This is a genomic window from Streptomyces sp. GbtcB6 (assembly GCF_019091475.1).
GTDB lineage: Bacteria > Actinomycetota > Actinomycetes > Streptomycetales > Streptomycetaceae > Streptomyces > Streptomyces hyaluromycini.
On the sequence record NZ_JAGXJL010000003.1, the window covers coordinates 3,093 to 27,078 of the forward strand.

The 23,986-nt window shown below is 70.3% G+C and carries 18 protein-coding genes and 2 rRNA genes (1 of these 20 running past the window's edge); 12 read left to right on the forward strand and 8 right to left on the reverse strand.

Going from position 1 to position 23,986, the window contains the following annotated elements:
- Nucleotides 1-1,172, forward strand: a 23S ribosomal RNA gene (locus tag KVT45_RS05335) (it extends 1,357 nt beyond the left edge of the window).
- 94 nt (nucleotides 1,173-1,266) lie between these two features.
- Nucleotides 1,267-1,383 (forward strand): 5S ribosomal RNA (rrf, locus tag KVT45_RS05340).
- 83 nt (nucleotides 1,384-1,466) lie between these two features.
- Here the strand turns inward: rrf and KVT45_RS05345 are convergent.
- Genes KVT45_RS05345 through KVT45_RS05365 form a run of 5 tightly spaced genes read right to left on the reverse strand, consistent with a single transcriptional unit; the run spans nucleotide 1,467 to nucleotide 7,125 of the window.
- Nucleotides 1,467-2,777: a DUF58 domain-containing protein gene (locus KVT45_RS05345; RefSeq protein WP_217545328.1), complete on the reverse strand. Its 1,311-nt coding sequence runs from the start codon at nucleotides 2,775-2,777 to the stop codon at nucleotides 1,467-1,469.
- Nucleotides 2,777-3,766 (reverse strand): MoxR family ATPase, encoded by a 990-nt coding sequence (locus KVT45_RS05350; RefSeq protein ID WP_217545766.1) that lies wholly within the window; start codon nucleotides 3,764-3,766, stop codon nucleotides 2,777-2,779. Before KVT45_RS05350 ends, KVT45_RS05345 begins: the two co-directional genes overlap by 1 nt.
- Nucleotides 3,766-4,965: a DUF4350 domain-containing protein gene (locus KVT45_RS05355; RefSeq protein ID WP_217545329.1), complete on the reverse strand. Its 1,200-nt coding sequence runs from the start codon at nucleotides 4,963-4,965 to the stop codon at nucleotides 3,766-3,768. Before KVT45_RS05355 ends, KVT45_RS05350 begins: the two co-directional genes overlap by 1 nt.
- A complete protein-coding gene (locus KVT45_RS05360) occupies nucleotides 4,962-5,717 on the reverse strand; it encodes a DUF4129 domain-containing protein (RefSeq protein ID WP_217545330.1) in 756 nt (251 codons plus the stop codon). Before KVT45_RS05360 ends, KVT45_RS05355 begins: the two co-directional genes overlap by 4 nt.
- A 31-nt stretch (nucleotides 5,718-5,748) precedes the next feature.
- On the reverse strand, nucleotides 5,749-7,125 hold the full coding sequence (locus tag KVT45_RS05365; protein WP_217545331.1) for a proline-rich domain-containing protein: 1,377 nt from the start codon (nucleotides 7,123-7,125) through the stop codon (nucleotides 5,749-5,751).
- Nucleotides 7,126-7,265: 140 nt separating this feature from the next.
- Between KVT45_RS05365 and mtnA the strand changes: the two genes are divergently transcribed.
- The 7 genes from mtnA (at nucleotide 7,266) to KVT45_RS05400 (ending at nucleotide 16,124) form a co-directional block, all read left to right on the forward strand.
- Nucleotides 7,266-8,408: an S-methyl-5-thioribose-1-phosphate isomerase gene (mtnA, locus tag KVT45_RS05370; protein ID WP_217545332.1), complete on the forward strand. Its 1,143-nt coding sequence runs from the start codon at nucleotides 7,266-7,268 to the stop codon at nucleotides 8,406-8,408.
- Between the two features lie 4 nt (nucleotides 8,409-8,412).
- The gene (gene mtrA / locus KVT45_RS05375; RefSeq protein WP_015659998.1) at nucleotides 8,413-9,102 is read left to right on the forward strand and encodes a two-component system response regulator MtrA; all 690 of its coding nucleotides are present in this window, start codon (nucleotides 8,413-8,415) and stop codon (nucleotides 9,100-9,102) included.
- Between the two features lies 1 nt (nucleotide 9,103).
- The gene (gene mtrB / locus KVT45_RS05380) at nucleotides 9,104-11,146 is read left to right on the forward strand and encodes an MtrAB system histidine kinase MtrB (RefSeq protein ID WP_217545333.1); all 2,043 of its coding nucleotides are present in this window, start codon (nucleotides 9,104-9,106) and stop codon (nucleotides 11,144-11,146) included.
- A complete protein-coding gene (locus tag KVT45_RS05385; protein WP_217545334.1) occupies nucleotides 11,136-12,974 on the forward strand; it encodes an LpqB family beta-propeller domain-containing protein in 1,839 nt (612 codons plus the stop codon). Before mtrB ends, KVT45_RS05385 begins: the two co-directional genes overlap by 11 nt.
- Before the next feature lie 292 nt (nucleotides 12,975-13,266).
- Entirely contained in the window at nucleotides 13,267-14,163 is an 897-nt protein-coding gene (locus KVT45_RS05390; protein WP_217545335.1) for a ComF family protein, read from the forward strand.
- 281 nt (nucleotides 14,164-14,444) lie between these two features.
- Complete coding sequence (raiA, locus tag KVT45_RS05395; protein ID WP_089106564.1) at nucleotides 14,445-15,170, forward strand: ribosome-associated translation inhibitor RaiA; 726 nt, start codon at nucleotides 14,445-14,447, stop codon at nucleotides 15,168-15,170.
- 207 nt (nucleotides 15,171-15,377) lie between these two features.
- Nucleotides 15,378-16,124, forward strand: coding sequence for a response regulator transcription factor (locus tag KVT45_RS05400; protein WP_217545336.1), 747 nt, complete (start codon nucleotides 15,378-15,380; stop codon nucleotides 16,122-16,124).
- 21 nt (nucleotides 16,125-16,145) lie between these two features.
- Here KVT45_RS05400 and KVT45_RS05405 read toward each other — a convergent pair whose 3' ends face one another.
- Entirely contained in the window at nucleotides 16,146-17,336 is a 1,191-nt protein-coding gene (locus tag KVT45_RS05405) for a winged helix-turn-helix domain-containing protein (protein ID WP_217545337.1), read from the reverse strand.
- Nucleotides 17,337-17,385: 49 nt separating this feature from the next.
- On the reverse strand, nucleotides 17,386-17,961 hold the full coding sequence (locus tag KVT45_RS05410; RefSeq protein ID WP_217545338.1) for a GNAT family N-acetyltransferase: 576 nt from the start codon (nucleotides 17,959-17,961) through the stop codon (nucleotides 17,386-17,388).
- Nucleotides 17,962-18,321: 360 nt separating this feature from the next.
- Here KVT45_RS05410 and secA point away from each other — a divergent pair, with 360 nt between their 5' ends.
- On the forward strand, nucleotides 18,322-21,165 hold the full coding sequence (gene secA, locus KVT45_RS05415) for a preprotein translocase subunit SecA (protein ID WP_217545339.1): 2,844 nt from the start codon (nucleotides 18,322-18,324) through the stop codon (nucleotides 21,163-21,165).
- A gap of 119 nt (nucleotides 21,166-21,284) precedes the next feature.
- On the opposite strand, the gene KVT45_RS05420 is transcribed toward secA, so the two are convergent.
- Nucleotides 21,285-21,746: an Rv3235 family protein gene (locus KVT45_RS05420; protein ID WP_089106569.1), complete on the reverse strand. Its 462-nt coding sequence runs from the start codon at nucleotides 21,744-21,746 to the stop codon at nucleotides 21,285-21,287.
- A gap of 336 nt (nucleotides 21,747-22,082) precedes the next feature.
- Here KVT45_RS05420 and KVT45_RS05425 point away from each other — a divergent pair, with 336 nt between their 5' ends.
- Together KVT45_RS05425 and KVT45_RS05430 are read left to right on the forward strand one after the other, a co-directional pair.
- Nucleotides 22,083-22,598, forward strand: coding sequence for a hypothetical protein (locus KVT45_RS05425; RefSeq protein ID WP_217545340.1), 516 nt, complete (start codon nucleotides 22,083-22,085; stop codon nucleotides 22,596-22,598).
- 91 nt (nucleotides 22,599-22,689) lie between these two features.
- Nucleotides 22,690-23,355 (forward strand): HAD family hydrolase, encoded by a 666-nt coding sequence (locus KVT45_RS05430; protein ID WP_217545341.1) that lies wholly within the window; start codon nucleotides 22,690-22,692, stop codon nucleotides 23,353-23,355.
- Nucleotides 23,356-23,986 lie beyond the last annotated feature (631 nt).

A 23,986-nucleotide genomic window follows, 5' to 3' on the forward strand; every position in this document is an offset into this window, starting at 1 on the left:
GAGCTGGGGGTGGCCGCAGAGACCAGCGAGAAGCGACTGTTTACTAAAAACACAGGTCCGTGCGAAGCCGTAAGGCGATGTATACGGACTGACGCCTGCCCGGTGCTGGAACGTTAAGGGGACCGGTTAGCTCCATTTCGGTGGGGCGAAGCTGAGAACTTAAGCGCCAGTAAACGGCGGTGGTAACTATAACCATCCTAAGGTAGCGAAATTCCTTGTCGGGTAAGTTCCGACCTGCACGAATGGCGTAACGACTTCTCGACTGTCTCAACCATAGGCCCGGTGAAATTGCACTACGAGTAAAGATGCTCGTTTCGCGCAGCAGGACGGAAAGACCCCGGGACCTTTACTACAGTTTGATATTGGTGTTCGGTTCGGCTTGTGTAGGATAGCTGGGAGACTTTGAAACGTGGACGCCAGTTCACGGTGAGTCGTCGTTGAAATACCAGTCTGGTCGTGCTGGATGTCTAACCTGGGTCCGTGATCCGGATCAGGGACAGTGTCTGATGGGTAGTTTAACTGGGGCGGTTGCCTCCTAAAGAGTAACGGAGGCGCCCAAAGGTTCCCTCAGCCTGGTTGGCAATCAGGTGTTGAGTGTAAGTGCACAAGGGAGCTTGACTGTGAGACCGACGGGTCGAGCAGGGACGAAAGTCGGGACTAGTGATCCGGCGGTGGCTTGTGGAAGCGCCGTCGCTCAACGGATAAAAGGTACCCCGGGGATAACAGGCTGATCTTCCCCAAGAGTCCATATCGACGGGATGGTTTGGCACCTCGATGTCGGCTCGTCGCATCCTGGGGCTGGAGTCGGTCCCAAGGGTTGGGCTGTTCGCCCATTAAAGCGGTACGCGAGCTGGGTTTAGAACGTCGTGAGACAGTTCGGTCCCTATCCGCTGCGCGCGCAGGAATATTGAGAAGGGCTGTCCCTAGTACGAGAGGACCGGGACGGACGAACCTCTGGTGTGCCAGTTGTTCTGCCAAGGGCATGGCTGGTTGGCTACGTTCGGGAGGGATAACCGCTGAAAGCATCTAAGCGGGAAGCCTGCTTCGAGATGAGTATTCCCACCCACTTGATGGGGTAAGGCTCCCAGTAGACGACTGGGTTGATAGGCCGGATCTGGAAGCCCAGTAATGGGTGGAGGTGACCGGTACTAATAGGCCGAGGGCTTGTCCTCAGTTGCTCGCGTCCACTGTGTTGGTTCTGAAACCACGAACGGCCCCACGTCCGGTCACGGCGTGGTGCGGCAAGGTTCGACAGTTTCATAGTGTTTCGGTGGTCATAGCGTGAGGGAAACGCCCGGTTACATTCCGAACCCGGAAGCTAAGCCTTACAGCGCCGATGGTATTGCAGGGGGGACCCTGTGGGAGAGTAGGACACCGCCGAACAAATATTAGGAAAGAGCCCCACACCTTACGGTGTGGGGCTCTTTCGCGTTTAAGGGCCCGGTCCGCCGCCCGGCGTCCGGGAATCAGAGCCGGCCCGCCGCCTTCAAGGCCAGGTACGCATCCGCCAAAGCAGGAGCGAGATCATCAGGCGTCGCGTCCACGACAGTCACGCCGTGCCGGCGGAGTTGCTCCGCGGTCCGATGCCGTTCGCTCTGGGCCTGTGCGGCCGCCGCTGCCTCGTACACGGCGTCGGCGTTTCCGCGAGCCGTCGCCATGCGGGCGACATGCGGGTCGGCCACTGAGGCGAGTAGAACCGTATGGCGTTGGGTCAGCTGGGAGAGCACGGGAAGCAAACCCTGCTCGACCGGGGCTGTGTCGAGTGTCGTGAGCAGGACGATCAGGGAACGGCGTGGAGCCGTACGCAGCGCGGTGGCGGTGAGTCCGCGGGCGTCCGTTTCGACAAGCTCGGGCTCCAGTGTGGCCATCGCGTTGACCAGGGACGGGAGGACGTCACCTGCGGCGCGGCCCTGGACGAGAGCGCGGACCCGGCGGTCGTAGGCGAGGAGATCCACCCGGTCGCCCGCGCGGGACGCGAGGGCCGCGAGGAGGAGTGCCGCGTCCATGGAGGCGTCCAGGCGGGGGGCGTCGCCGACTCGGCCGGCGGAGGTGCGGCCGGTGTCGAGGACGAGGAGGATGTGCCGGTCGCGTTCGGGACGCCAGGTGCGTACCGCGACCGCCGACTGCCGTGCTGTGGCGCGCCAGTCGATGGAGCGGGTGTCGTCGCCGGGGACGTACTCGCGCAGGCTGTCGAATTCCGTGCCCTCGCCTCGTGTCAGGACGCTGGTGCGGCCGTCGAGTTCACGCAATCGGGCGAGTTTCGACGGCAGATGCTTCCGGCTGGTGAAGGGGGGCAGAACCCGTACAGTCCAGGGCACTTTGTGGCCGCCCTGGCGGGAGAACAGGCCGAGGGGGCCGTAGGAGCGGATGGTGACGCGGTCCGCCTGGCGGTCGCCGCGGCGGGTGGGGCGCAGGCGGGTCGTGACGCGTCGGCGTTCGCCAGGGGGGACGTCAAGGCGGTGGCGTGAGCCCTCGACCTCCGTGCCCGGCTGCCAGCTGCTGGGCGGCCAGCCGTCCCTGAGGCGAGCGCGGAGCGGGCGCCGGGACGGGTTGGTCACCGTGAGGGTGACGTCCGCGGTCTCGCCCAGGCGGGCGGACGTGTCGCCGGAGCGGGTCAGCGCGAGGCGTCGTACCGGGGCCGCCAGGGCGAAGTCGCAGGCGCAGGCCAGCACCAGTGGGCCGTCGACGGCGAGGATGCCCGTCCAGCTCGGTCCCCAGATGCCGATGGGGATCGATCCGATTGCCGCGATGAGGGCGGCGCGTCCGGTGAGGGGCATCAGCGGGGAACCGGGACGTGGGCGAGGATCGCGTTGATGACGGAGTCGGCGGTCACGCCCTCCATCTCGGCCTCGGGGCGGAGTTGGACGCGGTGGCGGAGAGTGGGCAGGGCGAGGGCCTTGACGTCGTCGGGGATGACGTAGTCGCGGCCGGTCAGCCAGGCCCAGGCACGCGAGGTGGCCAGGAGGGCGGTGGCGCCACGCGGGGAGACGCCGAGGGTGAGGGACGGGGACTCGCGGGTGGCGCGGCAGATGTCGACCACGTAGGCGGTGATCTCGGGGGAGACGGTCGTCTTTGCGACCGCCGAGCGCGCGGCTTCGAGGTCGGCGGGGCCTGCGACGGGGCGTAGGCCGGCGGCGCGCAGGTCGCGCGGGTTGAAGCCCTCGGCGTGGCGGGTGAGGACGGCGATCTCGTCCTGGCGGGAAGGGAGAGGGATCGTCAGTTTGAGGAGGAATCGGTCGAGTTGGGCTTCGGGGAGGGGGTAGGTGCCCTCGTACTCGACGGGGTTCTGGGTTGCCGCGACCAGGAACGGATCGGGGAGAAGACGCGGGATGCCGTCGACGGTGACCTGGCGTTCCTCCATGGCTTCGAGGAGGGACGACTGGGTCTTGGGCGGGGTGCGGTTGATCTCGTCCGCGAGGAGGAGGTTGGTGAAGACCGGGCCGGGCTGGAAGGAGAACTCGGCGGTGCGGGTGTCGTAGACGAGGGACCCCGTGACGTCGCTCGGCATGAGGTCGGGGGTGAACTGGACGCGCTTGGTGTCCAGTTCGAGTGCGGATGCGAGGGCGCGGACGAGCAACGTTTTGGCGACTCCGGGGACTCCTTCAAGGAGAACGTGTCCGCGGCAGAGGAGAGCGACGACGAGGCCGGTCACGGCGGGGTCCTGGCCGACCACGGCTTTGGCGATCTCCGCGCGCAGGGCCTCCAGGGAGGCCCGGGCGTCGGCCGGGTTCCCGGTGTTCCCGGCGTTGTCAGTGGTCGGGTCCATCATGGACGGCGTACCTCTCCTTCGAGGGCGTCAAGCTGGTCGGTGAGGGCGATGAGGGCCGCGTCGTCGCCGGGCGGCGGTCCGAAGAGCAGGGCCTGCAGGGCCTGTCCGTCGCCATGGAGGTGCGCGGACAGGGCGGGGAGCAGGGCCTCGGGCGCGTGTGCCTGGGAGACGGGGACGCCTACGAGGGGGGCGAGGCGGGTGCGAGCGGTGGAGCGAAGAGCGGCGGCCGCGCGGTCGCGGGCGTTCGCCTTGCGGTAGAGGCGGGCGCGGCCTTCGACGGTTTCGGAGGCACGGATCGCCACGGGGAGATTCTCGGGCACGAGGGGGCCGAGTCGGCGTGCCCGCCAGAAGGCGGCGAGGGCTGCGGCGATGAAGAGCTGCAGTGTGCCCCAGAGCCAGCCGGACGGGAGCAGGTCGAACAGGGATTTCTGGTCGCCGGTACCGGTGGCCGTGGCGTCGGAGAGCGAGGGGAGGTACCAGACCAGATGGGGGCGGGAGCCGAGGAGTTGGAGGGTGAGCGAGGCGTTGCCCTGCTTGTCGAGGCGGTCGTTGAGCAGGATGTCGGGCGCGCCGAGGACGACGGTGTCTCCGTTTCCGGAGGCCGCGGGGATGCGGAGCAGCGTGGCCAGGCGCTGGCTGGGGTAGCAGGTGTCGGCGTCGAGATGGGTGGTGGTGTAGCGGATGCCACCGGTGTCGGCGCTGCCCGCCCGCCGGGCCGCGGCCAGGGTGCAGTGGGGGTCGAGTGTGGACCTGATGCTGGTGGCGGGGTCGGCGGTGACGCCGGGGGCGAGCCGTTCGACGGACGAGCTGCCGGCGGCGACCAGGACGGTGCGGCCGCCCGACCGGGCCGTCGACGCCTGCAGCTGGGACTGCTGATGCGGGGTCAGCAGGTCCGGGACGGCGACGAGAAGGGTGGTGTCGCGGCCGGCCGCGGCGCGTGCCTCGGCGAGTGTGGTGACCACGCGGGTGTCCACGCCTCGGTCGGCGAGGAGTTCGGCGACGGCGCGGCTGCCGTAGGGGTCGGCGGAGCGCGGGTCGAGGTCGCCGTGCCTGCTGTCGGAGCGGATGACGGCGATGGCGACGGCCCCGGCGAGGACGAGCACCACGGCGAGGACGATGCCCCGGGTGCGGGTCCACACCTGACGGGTGGTGGGCGCGGTGGAGGTGGTCGGGAGGGCGGCCACGCCGGTGGTCATTCGGCGGCTCCCTGGCGGGTGTTGTGGGCCGTGCTGTGGGCGCTGCTGGCGAGGACCGGCTTGGTGCGTTCCAGGTCGCGGTCGAGGTCGGCGATGCGGTCGTACGACGCCTGGGTCGCCCTGCGGCCGCCGTACGTCACGTCGTCGAACTCCCGGGCGGCGGCGCGCAGCCGGTCGGTGTGGGCGGGCAGGACGCGGCCGGCTTCGGCGGCGGCCTCGTCGGCGGTGCGGCCGGGGCGGACGTCGAGCAGGGCGCGTTCCTCCAGGGCGCGGACGACGGCGCGCATGCGTTCCTGGAGGGCCTGGTTCCAGTGGCCCTGGGCGGCGTGTGCCTCGGCGGCTGCGCGGTGTTCTGCGGCGCTGCGGGGGCGGTCGTCGAACAGGGCGGCGGTGGAGGCGGGTTGGCGGCGGGGGGTGCCCAGGCGCCACCACAGGGCACCCAGGACGGCGATGACGGCCAGGACCACGACGACCAGGCCCAGTGCGCCTCCGGGCGTCGCGGACGCGGCGGCGGCGAGGAGGCGGTCCACCCAGTCGAGGACGGCGTTCAGGGCGCGCTGGAACAGCCCGGGGTCGTTCTCGTGGTACATCCGCTTGGACAGTTCACGCCGTGCCGCTTCCCGCGCGGGGTCGCGGGGGATGGTCACGGGCGGTTGGTCGCCCGAGCCGGTCAGCGACAGCAGGGCGGTGTCCCGGGCCCGCAGCAGGCCTCGTACGGCCTCGTCGGCGGCGCGTGGCAGTGCTGCGGGCACCGCTGTGATTCCCCCCGTCGGACTCACCGCATCAGCTCCCCGGGACGGTGCCGGGGGTGCCGGCACCGTAGTTCTCGACACCGGCGGCGCGGGCCAGTTCGAGATCGAGGGCCTCGCGGCGGATGCGCTGGTCGATGTAGAGGAGCACGGTGACGCCCGCGTTGATCGGGAAGGTGAGCATGGAGCCGATCACCGAGCCGATCCCGGTGATGATGAGGAACGTCCAGCCGTAGTCGGCGTTGGTGTTCTCGAGGAAGCCGGTCAGGCCGTGGCCGCTGCTGTAGGCCCCGATCAGGGTGAAGGGGACCACGGCGAGCGACGAGACGATGTTGGCGATGATCGAGGCGAGGAACTGGATGCCGAAGACCCGCCACCAGGAGCCGCGGACGAGCTTGGTGGAGCGGCCCAGAGACTTGGTGATGCTCTGCTTCTCCAGCATCAGGGCGGGCGAGGCCAGGGAGAAGCGGACCATCAGCCACACGGTGACGACGACACCGGCGAGGATGCCGAGGACGAGCAGGGCGGCGATGGCGCCTCCGGGGCCGCCGGCGATCGCGACGACGATGCCGGGCAGTGCGCCGACGAGCAGGATGCCGACCGCGATGAGCCCGGTCAGGATGATGAGGCCGAACAGCTTGAGGACCTGCGGGCGGGCGTCGCGCCAGGCCTCGCCGATGGTGACGGACTTGCCGAGCACGGCGCGGCTGGTGACGGTCGTCAGCAGGGCTGTCGCGATGATGGTGCCGACCAGGGTGATCAGCAGGACGGCGCCCGAGCTGAGCGCGACCTCTCCCGCGGCGCGGCTGATCTCGGTGAGGGAGGCGCTCGGGTCGTTGAGGGCGTCGGTGGTCTCGGTGTCGTTCAGGACGAGGCCCTGGAGGAGGATCACCGCGACCTCGGTGACGACGGCGACCGTCAGCGAGATGCCGAGGACCGTGCGCCAGTAGGTGCGCATGGTGGAGACGGCGCCGTCGAGGATCTCGCCGACGCCGAGTGGGCGGAGCGGGATCACGCCGGGTTTGGCGGCGGGCGGGGGGCCGCCCCAGCCGCCGCCCCAGGCTCCGTATCCGCCGGGCGGGCCGTATCCGCCGGGGCCTCCGTATCCGCCAGGCCCGCCGGGGCCCCCGTAACCGCCGCCGGGGGGCTGGCCGCCCCAGCCGGGGCCGGGGGGTGGGGGCGGCGGTGCCTGGCCTGGTGCCGGGGCGCCGGTGGGCGTGGACCACTGGCCGGGCGGCGGCTGCTCCCTGGACCACTGCGAGCCGGGGCCCTGTGGATCCGGACCCGGCTGATCGGCGGGCTGTTCGGCAGGCCCTGCGGGGACGGGGCGGTCGGCAGGGGCGGACGCGCCGGGTTCCCGCCCGTCGGACGGGGCGGATCCGGGCGAGGCCCAGCCCGGAGTGTCGTTCATCGAAGCTCCTTCACGGTGCCCGTCCGCGGTCGCGGCGGCAGGTTGGCTGCCATCGTGCCATGGGGTGGGCGCCCAGTGACCGGCCGCGGTAGAGGCTGCGCACCTTCAATTGTCCGCCGGATACGGGGCAGACTGGCGGCATGGCTGATCAGTACGCGCGAACCGGTGGGGACAAGCGGCCGACGGGAATGCCAGTGATCCGGTGGGAGGAGCCGCCCGAAGGTCCTGTCGTGATCCTTCTCGACCAGACCAGACTGCCGAGCGAGGAGGTCGAGCTGGTGTGCACGGACGCGCCGGCGCTGGTGGAGGCGATCCGTTCGCTCGCGGTGCGCGGTGCGCCGTTGCTCGGGATAGCGGGGGCGTACGGCGTCGCGCTCGCCGCCGCGAGGGGCTTCGATGTGGACGAGGCCGCGGTGGCGCTGTCGGGTGCCCGGCCGACGGCGGTGAATCTGTCCGTCGGGGTGCGCAGGGCGGTGTCGGCGTACCGGTCCGCTCTGGCCGGTGGCGGTGACACCGGGGCGGCGGCCGCGGCGGCGCTGGTTGCGGCGCGGGCTCTGCACCGGGAGGATGCCGAGGCCAGCGCCCGGATGGCCGAGCACGGGCTGGCGCTGCTGGACGAGTTGCTGCCCGGCGGAGGGCACCGGATCCTGACCCACTGCAACACCGGTTCGCTGGTGTCGGGAGGGGAGGGCACGGCGTTCGCGGTGGCGCTCCAGGCCCATCGGGCGGGGCGGTTGCGACGGCTCTGGGTGGACGAAACGCGTCCGTTGCTGCAAGGTGCTCGCCTGACGGCATACGAGGCGGCTCGCAGCGGCATGGCGTACACCTTGCTCACCGACAACGCGGCCGGTTCGCTGTTCGCGGCGGGGGAGGTGGACGCGGTGCTGATCGGGGCGGACCGGATCGCGGCCGACGGATCGGTGGCGAACAAGGTGGGGAGCTATCCGCTCGCGGTGCTCGCGCGGTACCACCATGTTCCGTTCATCGTGGTGGCGCCGGTGACGACGGTTGATCCGGAGACACCGGACGGGGCATCCATCGAGGTCGAACAGCGCCCCGGATACGAGGTGACCGAGGTCACAGCACCACAGGTGCCGGTGGCGGGAGCGGGAGGCGGGATTCCGGTGGCACCCCTGGGGACCCAGGCGTACAACCCGGCGTTCGACGTGACGCCGCCCGAGTTGGTGACGGCGATCGTCACCGAGGAAGGCGCCGTTTCGCCCGTGACGGCTGAGGCACTTGCCGAGCTGTGTGCCAGGTCACGCCAGGTAACGATTAGCTAATGGGATGATGTCGTTTATGAAGGGACGAGTCCTTGTCGTCGACGACGACACCGCACTGGCCGAGATGCTCGGCATCGTGCTGCGTGGTGAAGGTTTTGAGCCGTCTTTCGTAGCCGACGGCGACAAGGCGCTGGCCGCTTTCCGTGAGACCAAGCCCGACCTGGTGCTCCTGGACCTGATGCTGCCCGGTCGGGACGGTATCGAGGTGTGCCGCCTGATCAGGGCGGAGTCCGGGGTGCCGATCGTGATGCTCACGGCGAAGAGCGACACCGTCGATGTGGTCGTGGGCCTGGAGTCGGGCGCGGACGACTACATCGTGAAGCCGTTCAAGCCGAAGGAGCTGGTGGCCCGGATCCGGGCCAGGCTGCGGAGGTCGGAAGAGCCGGCGCCGGAGCAGCTCGCCATAGGTGACCTGGTCATCGACGTGGCCGGGCACTCGGTGAAGCGGGACGGGCAGTCGATCGCGCTGACCCCGCTGGAGTTCGACCTGCTGGTCGCGCTCGCCCGCAAGCCGTGGCAGGTGTTCACGCGTGAGGTGCTCCTCGAGCAGGTCTGGGGCTACCGGCACGCGGCGGACACCCGTCTTGTCAACGTTCACGTCCAGCGGCTGCGCTCCAAGGTCGAGAAGGACCCGGAGCGGCCGGAGATCGTGGTGACCGTCCGTGGTGTCGGATACAAGGCGGGACCGAGCTGACATGTCCGGGGACAGTGCCGCTTCGGCCCCCGGCCGGTCCGGGGACCGCCCGGAGCGGCCTGTCGGCGTGAAACGGCTCGCGAAGCGCTGGCGGTTGCTCTTCGAGGGCGGACTGCTCCAGGGCGGGGTTCAGGGCAGCCCGGTGCTGCGCCTGTTCATGCGCTGGGTGCGGCGGCCGCTGCTGCCGGTCATGCGGCTGTGGCGGCGCAACATCCAGCTCAAGGTCGTCGTCACGACCCTGCTGATGTCGCTGGGCGTCGTACTGCTGCTCGGCTTCGTCGTCATCGGGCAGGTGCGCAACGGCCTGCTGGACGCCAAGGTGAAGGCCTCGCAGAGCCAGGCCACCGGCGGTTTCGCGGTGGCCAAGCAGAAGGCCGACGAGGCCGCGACCGGCGCCGGTGACACCACCGCGACGGCGGACGGACGGCAGCCGCAGAACCTCACCTCGTGGATGAGCGACCTCGTGGAGTCCCTGTCCAGCGGTGGCCAGGGCGCCTTCGACGTGGTGACACTGCCCGCGGGCGACAACAACGGCGGCGGCGGTCGCGGGCCGCGGGCCTCCGGGCAGGTCGACCCGACGGCCAGCGTGCCCGACGACCTGCGCACGCGGATCAACGGCAGTACCACTGCCGCGCAGAGCTACACGCGGATCATCTACACGGACGACAAGGAGTCGCAGCCCGCTCTGGTCATCGGCAAGCAGGTCAACGACCCGAACAACGACCCGTACGAGCTGTACTACCTCTTCCCGCTCACCCAGGAGGAGAAGTCCCTCAGCCTGGTGAAGGGCACGCTGGCGACCGCCGGACTGTTCGTCGTCGTACTCCTCGGGGCCATCGCCTGGCTCGTGGTGCGCCAGGTCGTCACGCCTGTGCGGATGGCGGCCGGGATCGCCGAGCGGCTGTCGGCGGGGCGGCTCCAGGAGCGCATGAAGGTCACCGGTGAGGACGACATCGCGCGGCTCGGCGAAGCCTTCAACAAGATGGCGCAGAACCTCCAGCTGAAGATCCAGCAGCTGGAGGACCTGTCGCGGATGCAGCGCCGGTTCGTGTCCGACGTATCGCACGAACTGCGGACGCCGTTGACGACCGTCCGGATGGCCGCGGACGTCATCCACGAGGCACGCGAGGACTTCGACCCGGTGACCGCGCGGTCCGCGGAACTGCTCGCCGACCAGGTGGACCGGTTCGAGTCGCTGCTCGCCGACCTGCTGGAGATCAGCCGGTTCGACGCGGGCGCGGCGGCGCTGGAGGCCGAGCCGATAGACCTCAGGGAGGTCGTGCGGCGGGTGGTCAGCGGGGCCGAGCCGCTCGCGGACCGCAAGGGCACGCACATACGCGTGGTCGGCGACCTGCAGCCCGTGGTGGCCGAGGCGGACGCCCGGCGGGTGGAGCGGGTACTTCGCAACCTCGTCGTCAACGCAGTCGAGCACGGCGAGGGCAAGGACGTCGTCGTCAAGCTGGCGGCGGCCGGCGGCGCGGTCGCGGTCGCGGTGCGCGACTACGGCATCGGGCTCAAGCCGGGCGAGGCGACCCGGGTGTTCAGCCGCTTCTGGCGGGCCGACCCCGCACGCGCGCGTACCACCGGGGGTACCGGCCTGGGGTTGTCGATCGCCCTGGAGGACGCGCGGCTGCACGGCGGCTGGTTGCAGGCGTGGGGGGAACCGGGCGGCGGCTCGCAGTTCCGGCTGACGCTCCCCAGGACGGCGGACGAGCCGCTGCGGGGCTCGCCGATACCCCTGGAGCCCAAGGACTCCCGGCGCAACCGGGGGCTCGACGGTGCCGGACCGCCGGGCGGCGGCGAGGACAAGCGGGCGACGGTACCGGTGCAGCCCGGCGGCCAGGCGTCGCCGCTCGCGCCGATGCAGCAGCGGCTGGCCGCCGGGGCGCCCGCCGCCGACCCGACCGCGCTGCCCGGCAACGGCGCGCGCGTGGTGCCCCGCCCGGCCCAGGGCGCACGGCGTCAGGAGGGCACGCCCGAGACCGGTCAGGCCGGCGGGGCGGACGAGTCGAACAAGCCAGGGGAGGCATTTCGTGGGCGCTGACCGCGAGGGGAGCGCTCGGCGCAGACCGGCGCGCGCGGTGGCGTACGCCGCCTGTGGGGCCGTACTGCTGGCGGGCTGTGCCTCCATGCCGGACAGCGGCGACCTGCGGGACGTCGAGTCCACGCCGCGGCAGGACACACAGGTGCGGGTGTTCGCCATACCGCCGCAGCAGGACGCCTCGGCCACGGAGATCGTGCAGGGTTTCCTGGAGGCCCTGACCAGTGACGATCCGAACTACGACACGGCGCGCAAGTATCTGACCAAGGCCGCCGCGAAGACCTGGCAGCCGGAGTCGCAGACCACGGTGCTGGCGAACGGGCCGAGCATCCAGACGGACCCGCGTCCGGCGACCCGGGAGGGCACCGACGCCATCACCTACACGTTCCAGGGCAGCCGGGTGGCCACCGTCGACGCCCAGCAGGCGTACACGCCCGCGGACGGGGCGTACCGCAAAACGGTGCATCTGACCAAGGACGCCAAGAGCGGGCAGTGGCGGATCGACTCGCTGCCGCAGGGTGTCGTGATGGGCAAGTCCGACTTCCAGCGCAACTACACGTCCGTCGACAAGTACTACTTCGCTTCGGACACGTCGGCCGAGGAGACCGGGCAGCCGGTGGCGGTCGCCGATCCCGTTTTCGTGCGCAGCAGCGTGGACCCGACGACCCAGCTGGTGCGTTCGCTGCTCAAGGGTCCCACCACCTGGCTCGGCCCGGTGGTCCGGTCGAGTTTCCCGACGGGTACGACGCTGAAGAAGGGCGTGTCCGGGCTGGCCCCGGACGACCAGAACCAGGTCACGGTGCCGCTGAACGTCAAGGCGTCCCGGATCGGCTCGGCCATGTGCAACGAGATGGCGACCCAGTTGCTCTTCACGCTGCGGAACCTGACGCCCACCGTGGACTCGGTCGCGGTGCAGTCCGTCAGCGGCTCCCACATGTGCGACGCCGACGAGGAGCAGGCCGAGGCCATCGCCTGGCGGGCCTCCACCAAGCACCCCGACTACCTGTACTTCCTCGACGGCAAACACCGGCTGGTGCGGATGACGACCGGCGGCACCGGTACCAGCGCGGTCGCCGTACCGGGCCCGTTCGGCGCGGGCACCAAGCCGCTGCGGTCGGTGGCGGTCGCCCGCGACGAGCGGACCGCGGCCGGGGTCAGCAGCGACGGCAGGTCGCTGTACGTCACCTCGCTCGCGTCGGCCGGTTCGCTGGGCAACGCGGTGCTGACCAGTCACGGTGCGACCGAGGACGACCGGCTGACGGCGCCGAGCTGGGACGCCCGCGGCGACCTGTGGGTGGCCGACCGGAACCCCGCGAAGCCGCAGCTGTACATGCTGGCGCAGGGCGTGGGCCAGCCGCTGGCCGTGCAGATCCCCGAACTGAACGGCCGTATCGAGGACGTGCGGGTCGCCGCGGACGGGGTGCGGATCGCGCTCGTCGTCGAGAAGGACGGCAAGCAGTCGCTGCTCGTCGGGCGGATCGAGCGCACCAAGTCCGATGACCAGCAGGAGGTTTCGGTCCTCGAACTGCACTCCGCCACCCCCGGCTCCGAGGAGGTCACCGCGATGTCCTGGGCCGGGGACAGCCGGCTCGTGGTGGTCGGGCGCGAGCAGGGCGGTGTGCAGCAGACGCGGTACGTCCAGGTCGACGGCTCCACACCGGACGGGCCGGCGCCCGCGGCGCTCACGGGCGTCCTGGCGATCGCCGCGTCCGAGGACGACGCGGTGCCGCTGGTGGCCGACTCGCAGGACGACGGGATCGTCCGGCTGCCGTCCGGTGACCAGTGGCAGAAGGTGGTCAAGGACGGGTCGGCGCCGGTCTATCCGGGCTGAGCCCCGGGCCGTGCGTGAGCGGCCGTCCCGGTCCGGTGTCGAGCCGACGGGACGGTCGTTTTCCGTGTCTGGTGTCTGGTGTCTGGTGTCTGGCGTCTGGGGGCCGGGTGGCGGACGGCGGGGTGCGGTAGCCGTTGTGCGCCTCGGGCGACTGTTCTCGGGTACAGCACCGGCTTACGACAAGGGCTTCCTCACCCGTGTGGGTGACGTGCTGTGCGTGTCGCGTGGAGTTGTCCACAGGCGGTTGTCCACAGGGGTGGCCGGTCCGGCCGGTCATTGGCACAGTGGGCACATGCGGGGGTGGTGGCAGGACCTCACCGACCTGGTGCTACCGGCCGAGTGCGGAGGCTGTGGGACGCCTCGCACGGTGCTCTGTGCCGAGTGCCGTGCCGCCCTGAGCGGGGCCGTACCGCGCCGGGTGCGACCGGTGCCGGAGCCGCCCGGGCTGCCGGCGGTGTACGCGGCGGCGCCTTACGCGGACGAGGTAAGGGCGGCTCTCCTCGCCCACAAGGAGCGCGGTGCGCTGGCGCTCGCCGGGGCGCTGGGCGCGGCGCTGGCGGGAGCGGTGCGGGCCGGGCTCCGGGACGGCCGGACCGTGCGGATCGTCGCCTCGTGGAACGGTACGGCGGGTGGCGCCGCCGTCCCCGGACCCGTGCTGCTCGTCCCGGTGCCGTCCGCGCCGTGGGCCGTGCGGGCGCGAGGGCATGATCCGGTGCGGCGGATCGCTCTCGCGGCGGCCGCGGAGCTACGGCGTGCCGGGAGCTCGGCGCGGGTGGCCCCGGTGCTGCGGCAGCGGCGGGCCGTGGCCGACCAGACGGGGCTCAACTCCCGGCAGCGGTTCGCGAATCTCGCGGGTGCGCTGGAGGTGACGGCGGGCGGTGCCCGGCTGCTCGCCGGGGGCCGTGTCGTCCTGGTCGACGACCTCGTCACCACGGGCGCCACCCTCGCGGAGGCGGCGCGTGCGGTACGGGAGGCCACGGGGGCCGGAGGGGCAGGAGAGGGAACAACGGCCGTGTATCGGCGCGCGGCTTGGGAAGGAAGGGAGGAACAGCAGGCCGGATCGCGGGAAGAGCGGGCGAAGTGGACACGGGACGCACCGGGAATGGCCGAGGTGAACGGCCTCGCGGGGCCGGTCCGTGCGGCTGTGATCGCGGCCGCACCGGATTCTTTCGAAATGAACCGGAACTGACCGTGAACGTACAACGTTGCAGGTAGTGACAGGGTCAATTCACCTGAATGGAGGTACGCATCAGTAGAGGGTGACGACATCCGTCCGGGCGAGATATGTTCGGTTGTGAGGGAGAAAGCCGCAGGCCATGTCTCTCCAATCCGAATGCCGTGCCGCGGGTTTTCCGTAATCATCGCGGTGCTGGGGTGCAGATCTTGCCCATGGGGGAGGAGGAGGTGAAGTCGCCGAGTCCGAGGCTCCGGGGTTCACCGGAGCTGGGTGCAAAAGGGAGATGCTCCGCAGTGCAGCGGAGTGATCCGGGAACGGAGTTCTGCGTGGACATCGTCGTCAAGGGCCGCAAGACCGAGGTGCCCGAGCGGTTCCGCAAGCACGTGGCCGAGAAGCTGAAGCTGGAGAAGATCCAGAAGCTCGACGGCAAGGTGATCAGCCTCGACGTCGAGGTGTCCAAGGAGCCCAACCCCCGACAGGCCGACCGTTGCGACCGAGTGGAGATCACGCTCCGCTCCCGCGGTCCGGTGATCCGGGCGGAGGCAGCGGCCAGTGACCCGTACGCGGCACTCGACCTGGCGGCGGAGAAGCTGGACGCGCGGTTGCGCAAGCAGCACGACAAGCGGTTCTCGCGCCGTGGCGCACGGCGGATCTCGGCCGCCGAGGTCCCCGACCACGTCCCGGGCGCGGCGACGCTCAACGGGAACGGCTATCCCGTCCAGGAGGAAGAGCCCGACGGCGTGCCCACCAAGAAGATGGGCTCCCTGGAAGTGAAGGGCGAAGGCCCCCTCGTCGTCCGCGAGAAGACCCACGTCGCCTCCCCGATGAGCCTCGACCAGGCCCTCTACGAGATGGAACTGGTCGGCCACGACTTCTACCTGTTCGTCGACTCCGAGACCAAGGAGCCGAGTGTCGTCTACCGGCGGCACGCGTACGACTACGGCGTCATCCACCTCAGCACGGACCCGATGGTCACCCAGGCGCAACCTCCCGCGGCGGGAGGCACGCTGGGCGGCTGACCCGCCCGGCCGGCAGCTGAGCCGGTGCCCCTGGAAGCGCCGTGCGCCCCCAGGGGCACCGGTGTGCAACCACTTCGCGCCCCGCTCCGTCACCGCGTTGTCGCCTGGGCATGGAATCATGGCCGCAACGGCCCAACCGGTGGGCCGTTGCCTTGGGTTGGCGGGATGGCACAGCACCACAGGCCACAGCCTTCAGGGGGAGGAACGATGGCGGACAGCTTCGGACCGATGCAGGACGGCGATGCCGACGGCGTCGTCGGCATGGGCCCGGACGCGGGCGGTACTCCACGCAAGGAACCGATCAGAGTCCTTGTCGTCGACGACCATGCCCTCTTCCGCCGCGGACTGGAGATCGTGCTCGCCGCCGAGGAGGACATCCAGGTCGTCGGGGAGGCGGGTGACGGCGCGGAGGCTGTCGACAAGGCCGCGGACCTGCTGCCCGACATCGTGCTGATGGACGTCCGGATGCCCAAGCGCGGCGGCATCGAGGCCTGTACCTCCATCAAGGAGGTCGCACCCAGCGCGAAGATCATCATGCTGACGATCAGCGACGAAGAGGCCGATCTCTACGACGCGATCAAGGCGGGCGCGACCGGATACCTCCTCAAGGAGATCTCCACCGACGAGGTGGCCACCGCCATTCGCGCGGTGGCCGACGGGCAGTCGCAGATCAGCCCGTCCATGGCGTCGAAACTCCTCACCGAGTTCAAGTCGATGATCCAGCGGACCGACGAGCGCCGGCTGGTGCCGGCGCCGCGGCTCACCGACCGTGAACTCGAAGTGCTCAAGCTGGTCGCCACGGGGATGAACAACCGCGACATCGCGAAGGAGTTGTTCATCTCCGAGAACACCGTGAAGAACCATGTGCGCAACATCCTGGAGAAGCTGCAGCTGCACTCCAGGATGGAGGCGGTGGTCTACGCGATGCGGGAGAAGATCCTCGAAATCCGCTGAGGCCGCGGGCGCGGGCGCCGGTCAGCGCAGCGCGGCGATCAGGGCGCGGGTCACTTCCTTGAGGAGCGGCTCGCGCAGCTCGGGGGCGTCCACGCGCTCCACGCGCACCGTCGTGCAGTCCACCCAGCTCGCCGCCTCGACCAGCGCCTCCGCCACCGCCGGGACCGCCTTCGGGCCGTCCAGCGTGACCTGGCGGGCCACCAGGATGCCGCCCGCCTCGCGCGCCGGGTCCACCCGGCCCACGAGCCGGCCGCCGGCCAGCACCGGCATCGCGTAGTAGCCGTACACCCGCTTCGGCTTCGGGACGTACGCCTCCAGGCGGTGGGTGAAGCCGAAGATCCGCTCCGTGCGCGCCCGGTCCCAGATCAGGGAGTCGAACGGGGAGAGCAGGGTCGTACGGTGCCGGCCCCGCGGGGGCGTGGCCAGGGCCGCCGGGTCCGCCCAGGCGGGCTTCCCCCAGCCCTCCACCTCCACCGGGACCAGACCCGAGTCGGCGATCACCGCGTCGACCTGCTCGCCCTTGAGCCGGTGGTAGTCGGCGATGTCCGCGCGCGTGCCGACGCCCAGCGACTGCCCGGCCAGCCGGACCAGGCGGCGCAGGCACTCCGTGTCGTCCAGCTCGTCGTGGAGCAGCGCGTCCGGGACCGCGCGCTCGGCGAGGTCGTACACCCGCTTCCAGCCGCGCCGCTGGACGCACACCACCTCGCCGTACATCAGCGCGCGCTCCACGGCGACCTTGGTGCCGGACCAGTCCCACCACTCGCTGGTCTTCTTCGCGCCGCCCAACTCCGTCGCGGTCAGCGGGCCCTCGCTGCGCAGCTGCTTGATGACCTGGTCGTAGACGCCGTCGGGAAGATCGTGGCTCCAGTGCGGGCGGTCGCGGTAGGCGCGGCGGCGGAAGGCGAAGTGCGGCCACTCCTCGATGGGGAGGATGCAGGCCGCGTGCGACCAGTACTCGAAGGCGTGCGCGTCCTGCCAGTAGGCGGTCTCGACCGTCCCCCGGCCGACGCGGCCGAGGCGGGCGTACGGAATGAGCTCGTGGGAGCGGGCGAGGACCGAGATGGTGTCGAGCTGGACCGCGCCGAGGTGGCGGAGCACGCCCCGGACGCCGGAGCGCCGGTCGGGGGCACCGAGGAAGCCCTGTGCCTTCAGCGCGATACGGCGGGCTTCGTCCGCCGAGAGGGCGGCGGCAGGACGCGGGAGGGTCGTCATGGGTCGGACGATAGAGGGTGGCACTGACAGCCCGGCACGAGCTGGGGTTTCAGCCCTGCGCAGGGGCCGGCAGGTAGGGCGCCGCCGACGGCAGGCCCAGGTCCGACGGGAGCAGCGAGCCCACCCAGCAGTCGCGTCGGACGCCCTTGTTGTTGAGGGAGGAGCGGAGGGTGCCCTCGACGATGAAGCCGGCGCGTTCCGCGACCGCGCGGGAGGCGTGGTTGCCGACCTCGGCACGCCATTCGACCCGGTCGATCGCCATCCGCGTGAACGCCCAGCGGGCGGCCGCGAGGGTGGCCTCGGTGGTGTAGCCGTGGCCGCGGTGCTCCTTGGCGGTCCAGAAACCCGCCTCGGCCGTTCCCAGGGAGCGCATGGTCAGGGCGAGCATCCCGGCCAGTTCCCCCGCCGGCAGGAAGACGCCGAAGGTGAACATCGAGCCCTCGGACCAGCCGTCGGGGACCATCTGTTCCGTGAAGCTCCGGGCATGCTCGGCGAGGTAGGGCGAGGGAATCGTCGTCCAGCGCTGGATGTCGGGATCCTGGACGGCCGCGTACACCGCGTCGGTGTCCTGCGGGCCGACCGCGCGCAGCAGCAGACGAGGGGTGGTGAGCGTGACGGGTTCCATCGGCTGATTCTGCTCGCCCGGGCGTCCGGTACGCCATCGGTTTCGCTGCCCGCGTTCGCTTTCTGTGAGTGCGTGATCACATTTCGCGCAATTCCCCGCCCCTGCGCGGCACCATCCGCGGGCCCCGGCCGTTGTCCTTCATGAAGCGGCAAAACCCGGCGACACCACCCGGCACCACCCGTCAGTCCCCTGGAACAGTGACACGAAGCGGGCTCACAGGGCCCTCGGGAAGGCGACGGAGGGCCGTTGGGTCGCCCAGGCCTCCCGACGCGGCCGGGTCCTCGCATACGATGGCCGTTGCTCAGTACGTCAAATGGAAACCGACCCTCCCAGGCCCGACCGGCAAGGAGACAAACCCCCGTGTCCGTCCTCTCGAAGATCATGCGTGCAGGCGAAGGCAAGATCCTGCGCAAGCTGCACCGCATCGCGGACCAGGTCAACTCCATCGAAGAGGACTTCGTCGACCTCTCCGACGCCGAGCTGCGGGCCCTCACCGATGAGTACAAGCAGCGCTACGCCGACGGCGAGAGCCTCGACGACCTGCTTCCCGAGGCGTTCGCGACCGTCCGCGAGGCCGCCAAGCGCGCCCTCGGCCAGCGTCACTACGACGTGCAGATCATGGGTGGCGCGGCCCTCCACCTCGGCTACGTGGCCGAGATGAAGACCGGTGAGGGCAAGACCCTCGTCGGCACCCTGCCCGCGTACCTCAACGCACTGTCGGGCAAGGGCGTCCACCTCATCACGGTCAACGACTACCTGGCCGAGCGCGACTCCGAGATGATGGGCCGCGTCCACAAGTTCCTGGGCCTCACCGTCGGCTGCATCCTCGCCAACATGACGCCGGCCCAGCGTCGCGAGCAGTACGCGTGCGACATCACGTACGGCACGAACAACGAGTTCGGCTTCGACTACCTGCGTGACAACATGGCGTGGGCCCAGGACGAGCTCGTCCAGCGCGGCCACAACTTCGCCATCGTCGACGAGGTCGACTCCATCCTGGTCGACGAGGCCCGTACGCCGCTGATCATCTCCGGCCCGGCCGACCAGGCCACCAAGTGGTACGGCGACTTCGCCAAGCTGGTCCTGCGCCTGAAGAAGGGCGAGGCCGGCAACCCGCTCAAGGGCATCGAGGAGACCGGCGACTACGAGGTCGACGAGAAGAAGCGCACGGTCGCCATCCACGAGTCCGGTGTCAGCAAGGTCGAGGACTGGCTGGGCATCGACAACCTCTACGAGTCGGTGAACACCCCTCTGGTGGGCTACCTGAACAACGCCATCAAGGCGAAGGAGCTCTTCAAGAAGGACAAGGACTACGTCGTCATGGACGGCGAAGTCATGATCGTCGACGAGCACACCGGCCGTATCCTCGCCGGCCGCCGCTACAACGAGGGCATGCACCAGGCGATCGAGGCGAAGGAAGGGGTGGACATCAAGGACGAGAACCAGACCCTCGCCACGATCACCCTGCAGAACTTCTTCCGCCTCTACAAGCGTCACGACCACAACGAGAAGGAACAGCCCGGCCTGTCCGGCATGACCGGTACGGCCATGACCGAGGCCGCCGAGTTCCACCAGATCTACAAGCTCGGCGTGGTCCCGATCCCGACGAACAGGCCGATGGTCCGCAAGGACCAGTCGGACCTGATCTACCGCACCGAGGTCGCCAAGTTCGAGGCGGTCGTCGACGACATCGCGGAGAAGCACGAGAAGGGCCAGCCGATCCTGGTCGGCACGACCTCCGTCGAGAAGTCGGAGTACCTCTCGCAGCAGCTCTCCAAGCGCGGCATCCAGCACGAGGTGCTCAACGCCAAGCACCACGAGCGTGAGGCGTCGATCGTCGCCCAGGCCGGCCGCAAGGGTGCCGTGACGGTGGCCACCAACATGGCCGGCCGTGGTACCGACATCAAGCTCGGCGGCAACCCCGAGGACCTCGCCGAGGCGGAGCTGCGCCAGCGCGGCCTCGACCCCGAGGAGCACATCGAGGAGTGGGCGGCCGCGCTGCCCGCCGCCCTGGAGAAGGCCGAGCGGGCCGTCAAGGCCGAGTTCGACGAGGTCAAGGAGCTCGGCGGCCTCTACGTCCTCGGTACCGAGCGGCACGAGTCGCGCCGGATCGACAACCAGCTGCGTGGTCGTTCCGGCCGTCAGGGCGACCCCGGCGAGTCCCGCTTCTACCTCTCCCTCGGCGACGACCTGATGCGCCTGTTCAAGGCCCAGATGGTCGAGCGCGTGATGTCCATGGCGAACGTGCCGGACGACGTGCCGATCGAGAACAAGATGGTCACCCGCGCGATCGCGTCCGCGCAGTCGCAGGTCGAGCAGCAGAACTTCGAGACCCGTAAGAACGTCCTGAAGTACGACGAGGTGCTCAACCGTCAGCGCGAGGTCATCTACGGCGAGCGCCGCCGCGTCCTGGAGGGCGAGGACCTGCAGGAGCAGATCCATCACTTCATGGACGACACCATCGACGCGTACGTCGGTGCGGAGACCGCCGAGGGCTTCCCGGAGGACTGGGACCTCGACCGCCTGTGGGGCGCCTTCAAGCAGCTCTACCCGGTGAAGGTCACCGTCGACGAGCTGGAGGAGGCGGCCGGCGACCGCGCGGGCCTGACCGCCGAGTACATCTCCGAGTCCATCAAGGACGACATCCACGAGCAGTACGAGTCGCGCGAGACGCAGCTCGGCTCCGAGATCATGCGTGAGCTGGAGCGCAGGGTCGTGCTGTCGGTCCTGGACCGCAAGTGGCGCGAGCACCTCTACGAGATGGACTACCTCCAGGAGGGCATCGGCCTGCGCGCGATGGCCCAGAAGGACCCGCTGGTCGAGTACCAGCGCGAGGGCTTCGACATGTTCACCGCGATGATGGACGGCATCAAGGAGGAGTCCGTCGGCTACCTGTTCAACCTGGAGGTCCAGGTCGAGCAGCAGGTCGAGGAGGTCCCGGTGGAGGACACCGAGGCCGCGGAGGGCGTCCAGGACGCGGTGCCGGCCCAGGCGGGTTCCCGTCCCGAGATCCGCGCGAAGGGTCTGGAGGCGCCGCAGCGGCGGGGTATGCACTTCTCGGCGGCCACTGTGGACGGCGAGGGCGGCATCGTCGAGGGCGACTTCGACTACGACGACGAGGAGCCGGCCCGCTCCGAGGCCGACGGCCTGACCCGCGCCGAGCGCCGCAAGCAGGCGAAGGGCATCCGCCGCCGCAGGAAGTAACCCCAGCACCAGCGCTTCGCGAGGGCCGGTCACCCGAGAGGGGGCCGGCCCTTCGGCATGGGACGGGCACCTGCGCGGCTGGGACGTCGGACAGGTGCCCCGCGCCCTCCGCCCGGCTGTCAGGTGCCGTGAGGCGCGCGTGGGCCGCCCATCTCCACGGCCGTGCAGCGCCAGCGCAGGTCCGCGCCCTGTTCCAGGCGGAAGGCCATCGCGCGCAACCGGTCGCCCGCGGCGATGCGGGCGAAGACCTCCAGGGCGCCGGCGCGCGGTACGTAGTAGCCGATGTCGCGGACGACGGGGTCGGTGCCGCGGGTGCGCAGGGGGCCGCGTTCGGCGAGCCGGGCCAGGTCGTCGTAGGCATGGCCCGCGGTGTGCCGGAGCATCCAGTGGACGGGGCGGCGGCCGCTCAGGACGGCCAGCAGACGCTCCGCGAAGAGGTCGGTGGGGCGTGGGCTCGGCGGGGCCGCCGGAGGCGTGAGAGGCCGGCGGGAGGAGGGGGAGCCGGGCCGGCGGGAGTCGCGGCGGCCCGGCGGCCGGGTGCCCGGGCGGAGCTGGGCGGTCCTGGTCATGACCTTGTTCATGGGGATCCCCGTTCGGCGGGCCCGGCGGGTACCGGGCGGTAACTTTCGGTTACGGATCTTGTACGGGGGCCGGGTCGCCGACAGCAAGGCGGCGCTGGTCCATGTCGGAGGCCCGGGAATGTTCACCTATCCGAGTGGTCGAAGGTGCGGGAAACCCCGTGGGCGGGCGGCGGTACCGGGTGAATCACAGGGCGTCGGGTGGACGCCCCCGACGTCACCGCCCGGGACCCGAAAGGGGACGCCCACACGTATCCTGTAGGCCCTCCGGGAGGTTCCAGAACCTTCGGGAGACGCAGAGTCGAGTAGTCGAAAAGTCCCGGAAGAGAGCGGCCAGTCATGCGCGTCTACGTCCCCCTGACCCTCCCCGGGCTTGCCGAGGCGCACAGGACGGGCGAGCTGGGGACCGGTCCTTTCGTCGCCTACGCCGTCACGCCCGCGCTGCGCGAGTGGTACCTCTCCGACGACATAGAGGAACTGGAGTACGCCGCGCTCAACCGGGCCGCGCTGGCCTCCCTGCGGCTCCTCGCCGCCGACCCGGGTGCGATGCGGCGCCGGGTCGTGGTCGCCGTGGACGTGCCCGACGGCACGGCGGCGGCCGACCCGGACCGCGGGCTCGACCCGGCCGCGCTGGGCGAGGTCCGGGTCACCGGGACGGTGGCGCTGGCCAAGGCGGCCTCGGTGCACGTCGACTCCGACGACGCGGAGGAGGACGTGACGGCGGCGGCCGAGGCCCTCGAGGCGGCGGACGGCGGGGACGACGACGCGCAGTTCGTCGTGGACGGGGCCGAGGACCACGAGCTGCTCTGGTACGCGACGCAGGAGATCCGGAACCTGGTGGGGTTCGGCGGCTGAGTGGGGCCGACGGGAGCCGGCCGGGCTTCTGTGACCTGCGATGATGTGCCGGCGGTCTTGATTGTCAGTGGCGGCGGGTAGCGTTTTTGGCATGGGGAAGCAGGAAAACGCACACATCGTCTGGGACTGGAACGGGACGCTGTTCCACGACAACGACGCGATCATCGGGGCGACGAACGCGGCCTCGGCCGAGCTGGGCCTGGCGCCGATAACGCTGGAGCAGTACCGGGCGCTGTACTGCGTGCCGGTGCCGAAGTTCTACAAGCGGCTGATGGGGCGCTTTCCGACGGAGGCCGAGTGGGAGGTCATGGACGAGATCTTCCACCGGTACTACACCGAGCACCGAGGCCGCTGCGGGCTGACCGAGGGGGCGGCCGAGCTGCTGGTCGGGTGGCGTTCGGCGGGGCGCAGCCAGTCGCTGCTGAGCATGTACGCGCATGACGACCTGGTCCCGCTGGTGCGGGGCTTCGGGATCGAGCCGCACTTCCTCCGGGTGGAGGGGCGGATCGGGCCGTCGGGGGGCAGCAAGGCCGAGCACATGGTGCGGCATCTGCGGCAGCTGGCGGATGTGGAGCCCGGGCGGACCGTGGTGATCGGGGACGCGGCGGATGACGCGGTGGCGGCGCGGGCGGTGGGGGCGAAGGCGGTGCTGTACACCGGGGGGTCGCACGGGAGAGCGAGCCTGGAGGAGGTCGGGGTACCCGTCGTGGACTCGCTGGCGGAGGCGGTCGAGGAGGCGGAGCGGTTGGTGGCGTGAGCCGGTGCCGGTGCCGGTGCCGGTGCCGGTGCCAGTGCCGGTGGGCTGGGGCCGGGGGTGGGGACGCTTACCGGCGCTTGCAGGGTGCCGCTGCGCCCACCCGTGCCGCCCTGCGGCACGCCTGCCCGCAGCTATGTGGGGCGCGGCTGAGGGGCGCCCCGTAGGGGCGCGGGGAACTGCGCGATCAGCCCCCACTCACCCGCGCTGTCAAACGCATCCCCAGCCCCCATGTCGGCCAAGCCAGCGCAGCGCCCCTGTGCAGAACGTCAAAGTTCCACCCCCTGTTTTGTACACATACGGCTCATGACGGCCCCCCGGTAGGGAGCGATAGCCTTGGTGGCGTGATCAGCGCGATAGTTCGCGGGGGCATCGGTGCCCCTGCCCTGCGCCCGGTTTGCACGGAACACCTCCGTGACCGGGCGGCGGTCGCTGGTCTTCCCGGGCGGAGGGCGCCGAAAGCGGCCCTGGCGGGTTCGCTGCCGAGAGCAGCATCACACCTGCGGAGCAGCTCAAATATGGCTCAATACCCCCCGCTCATCTCACCTTGCGGCATAGCGTCGGAGCAGACCGGAGACCCCGGCCGTGGCGTCGAGCCGCAGGGGGAAGAGCCCGTACTTCCTTCTACGTCACG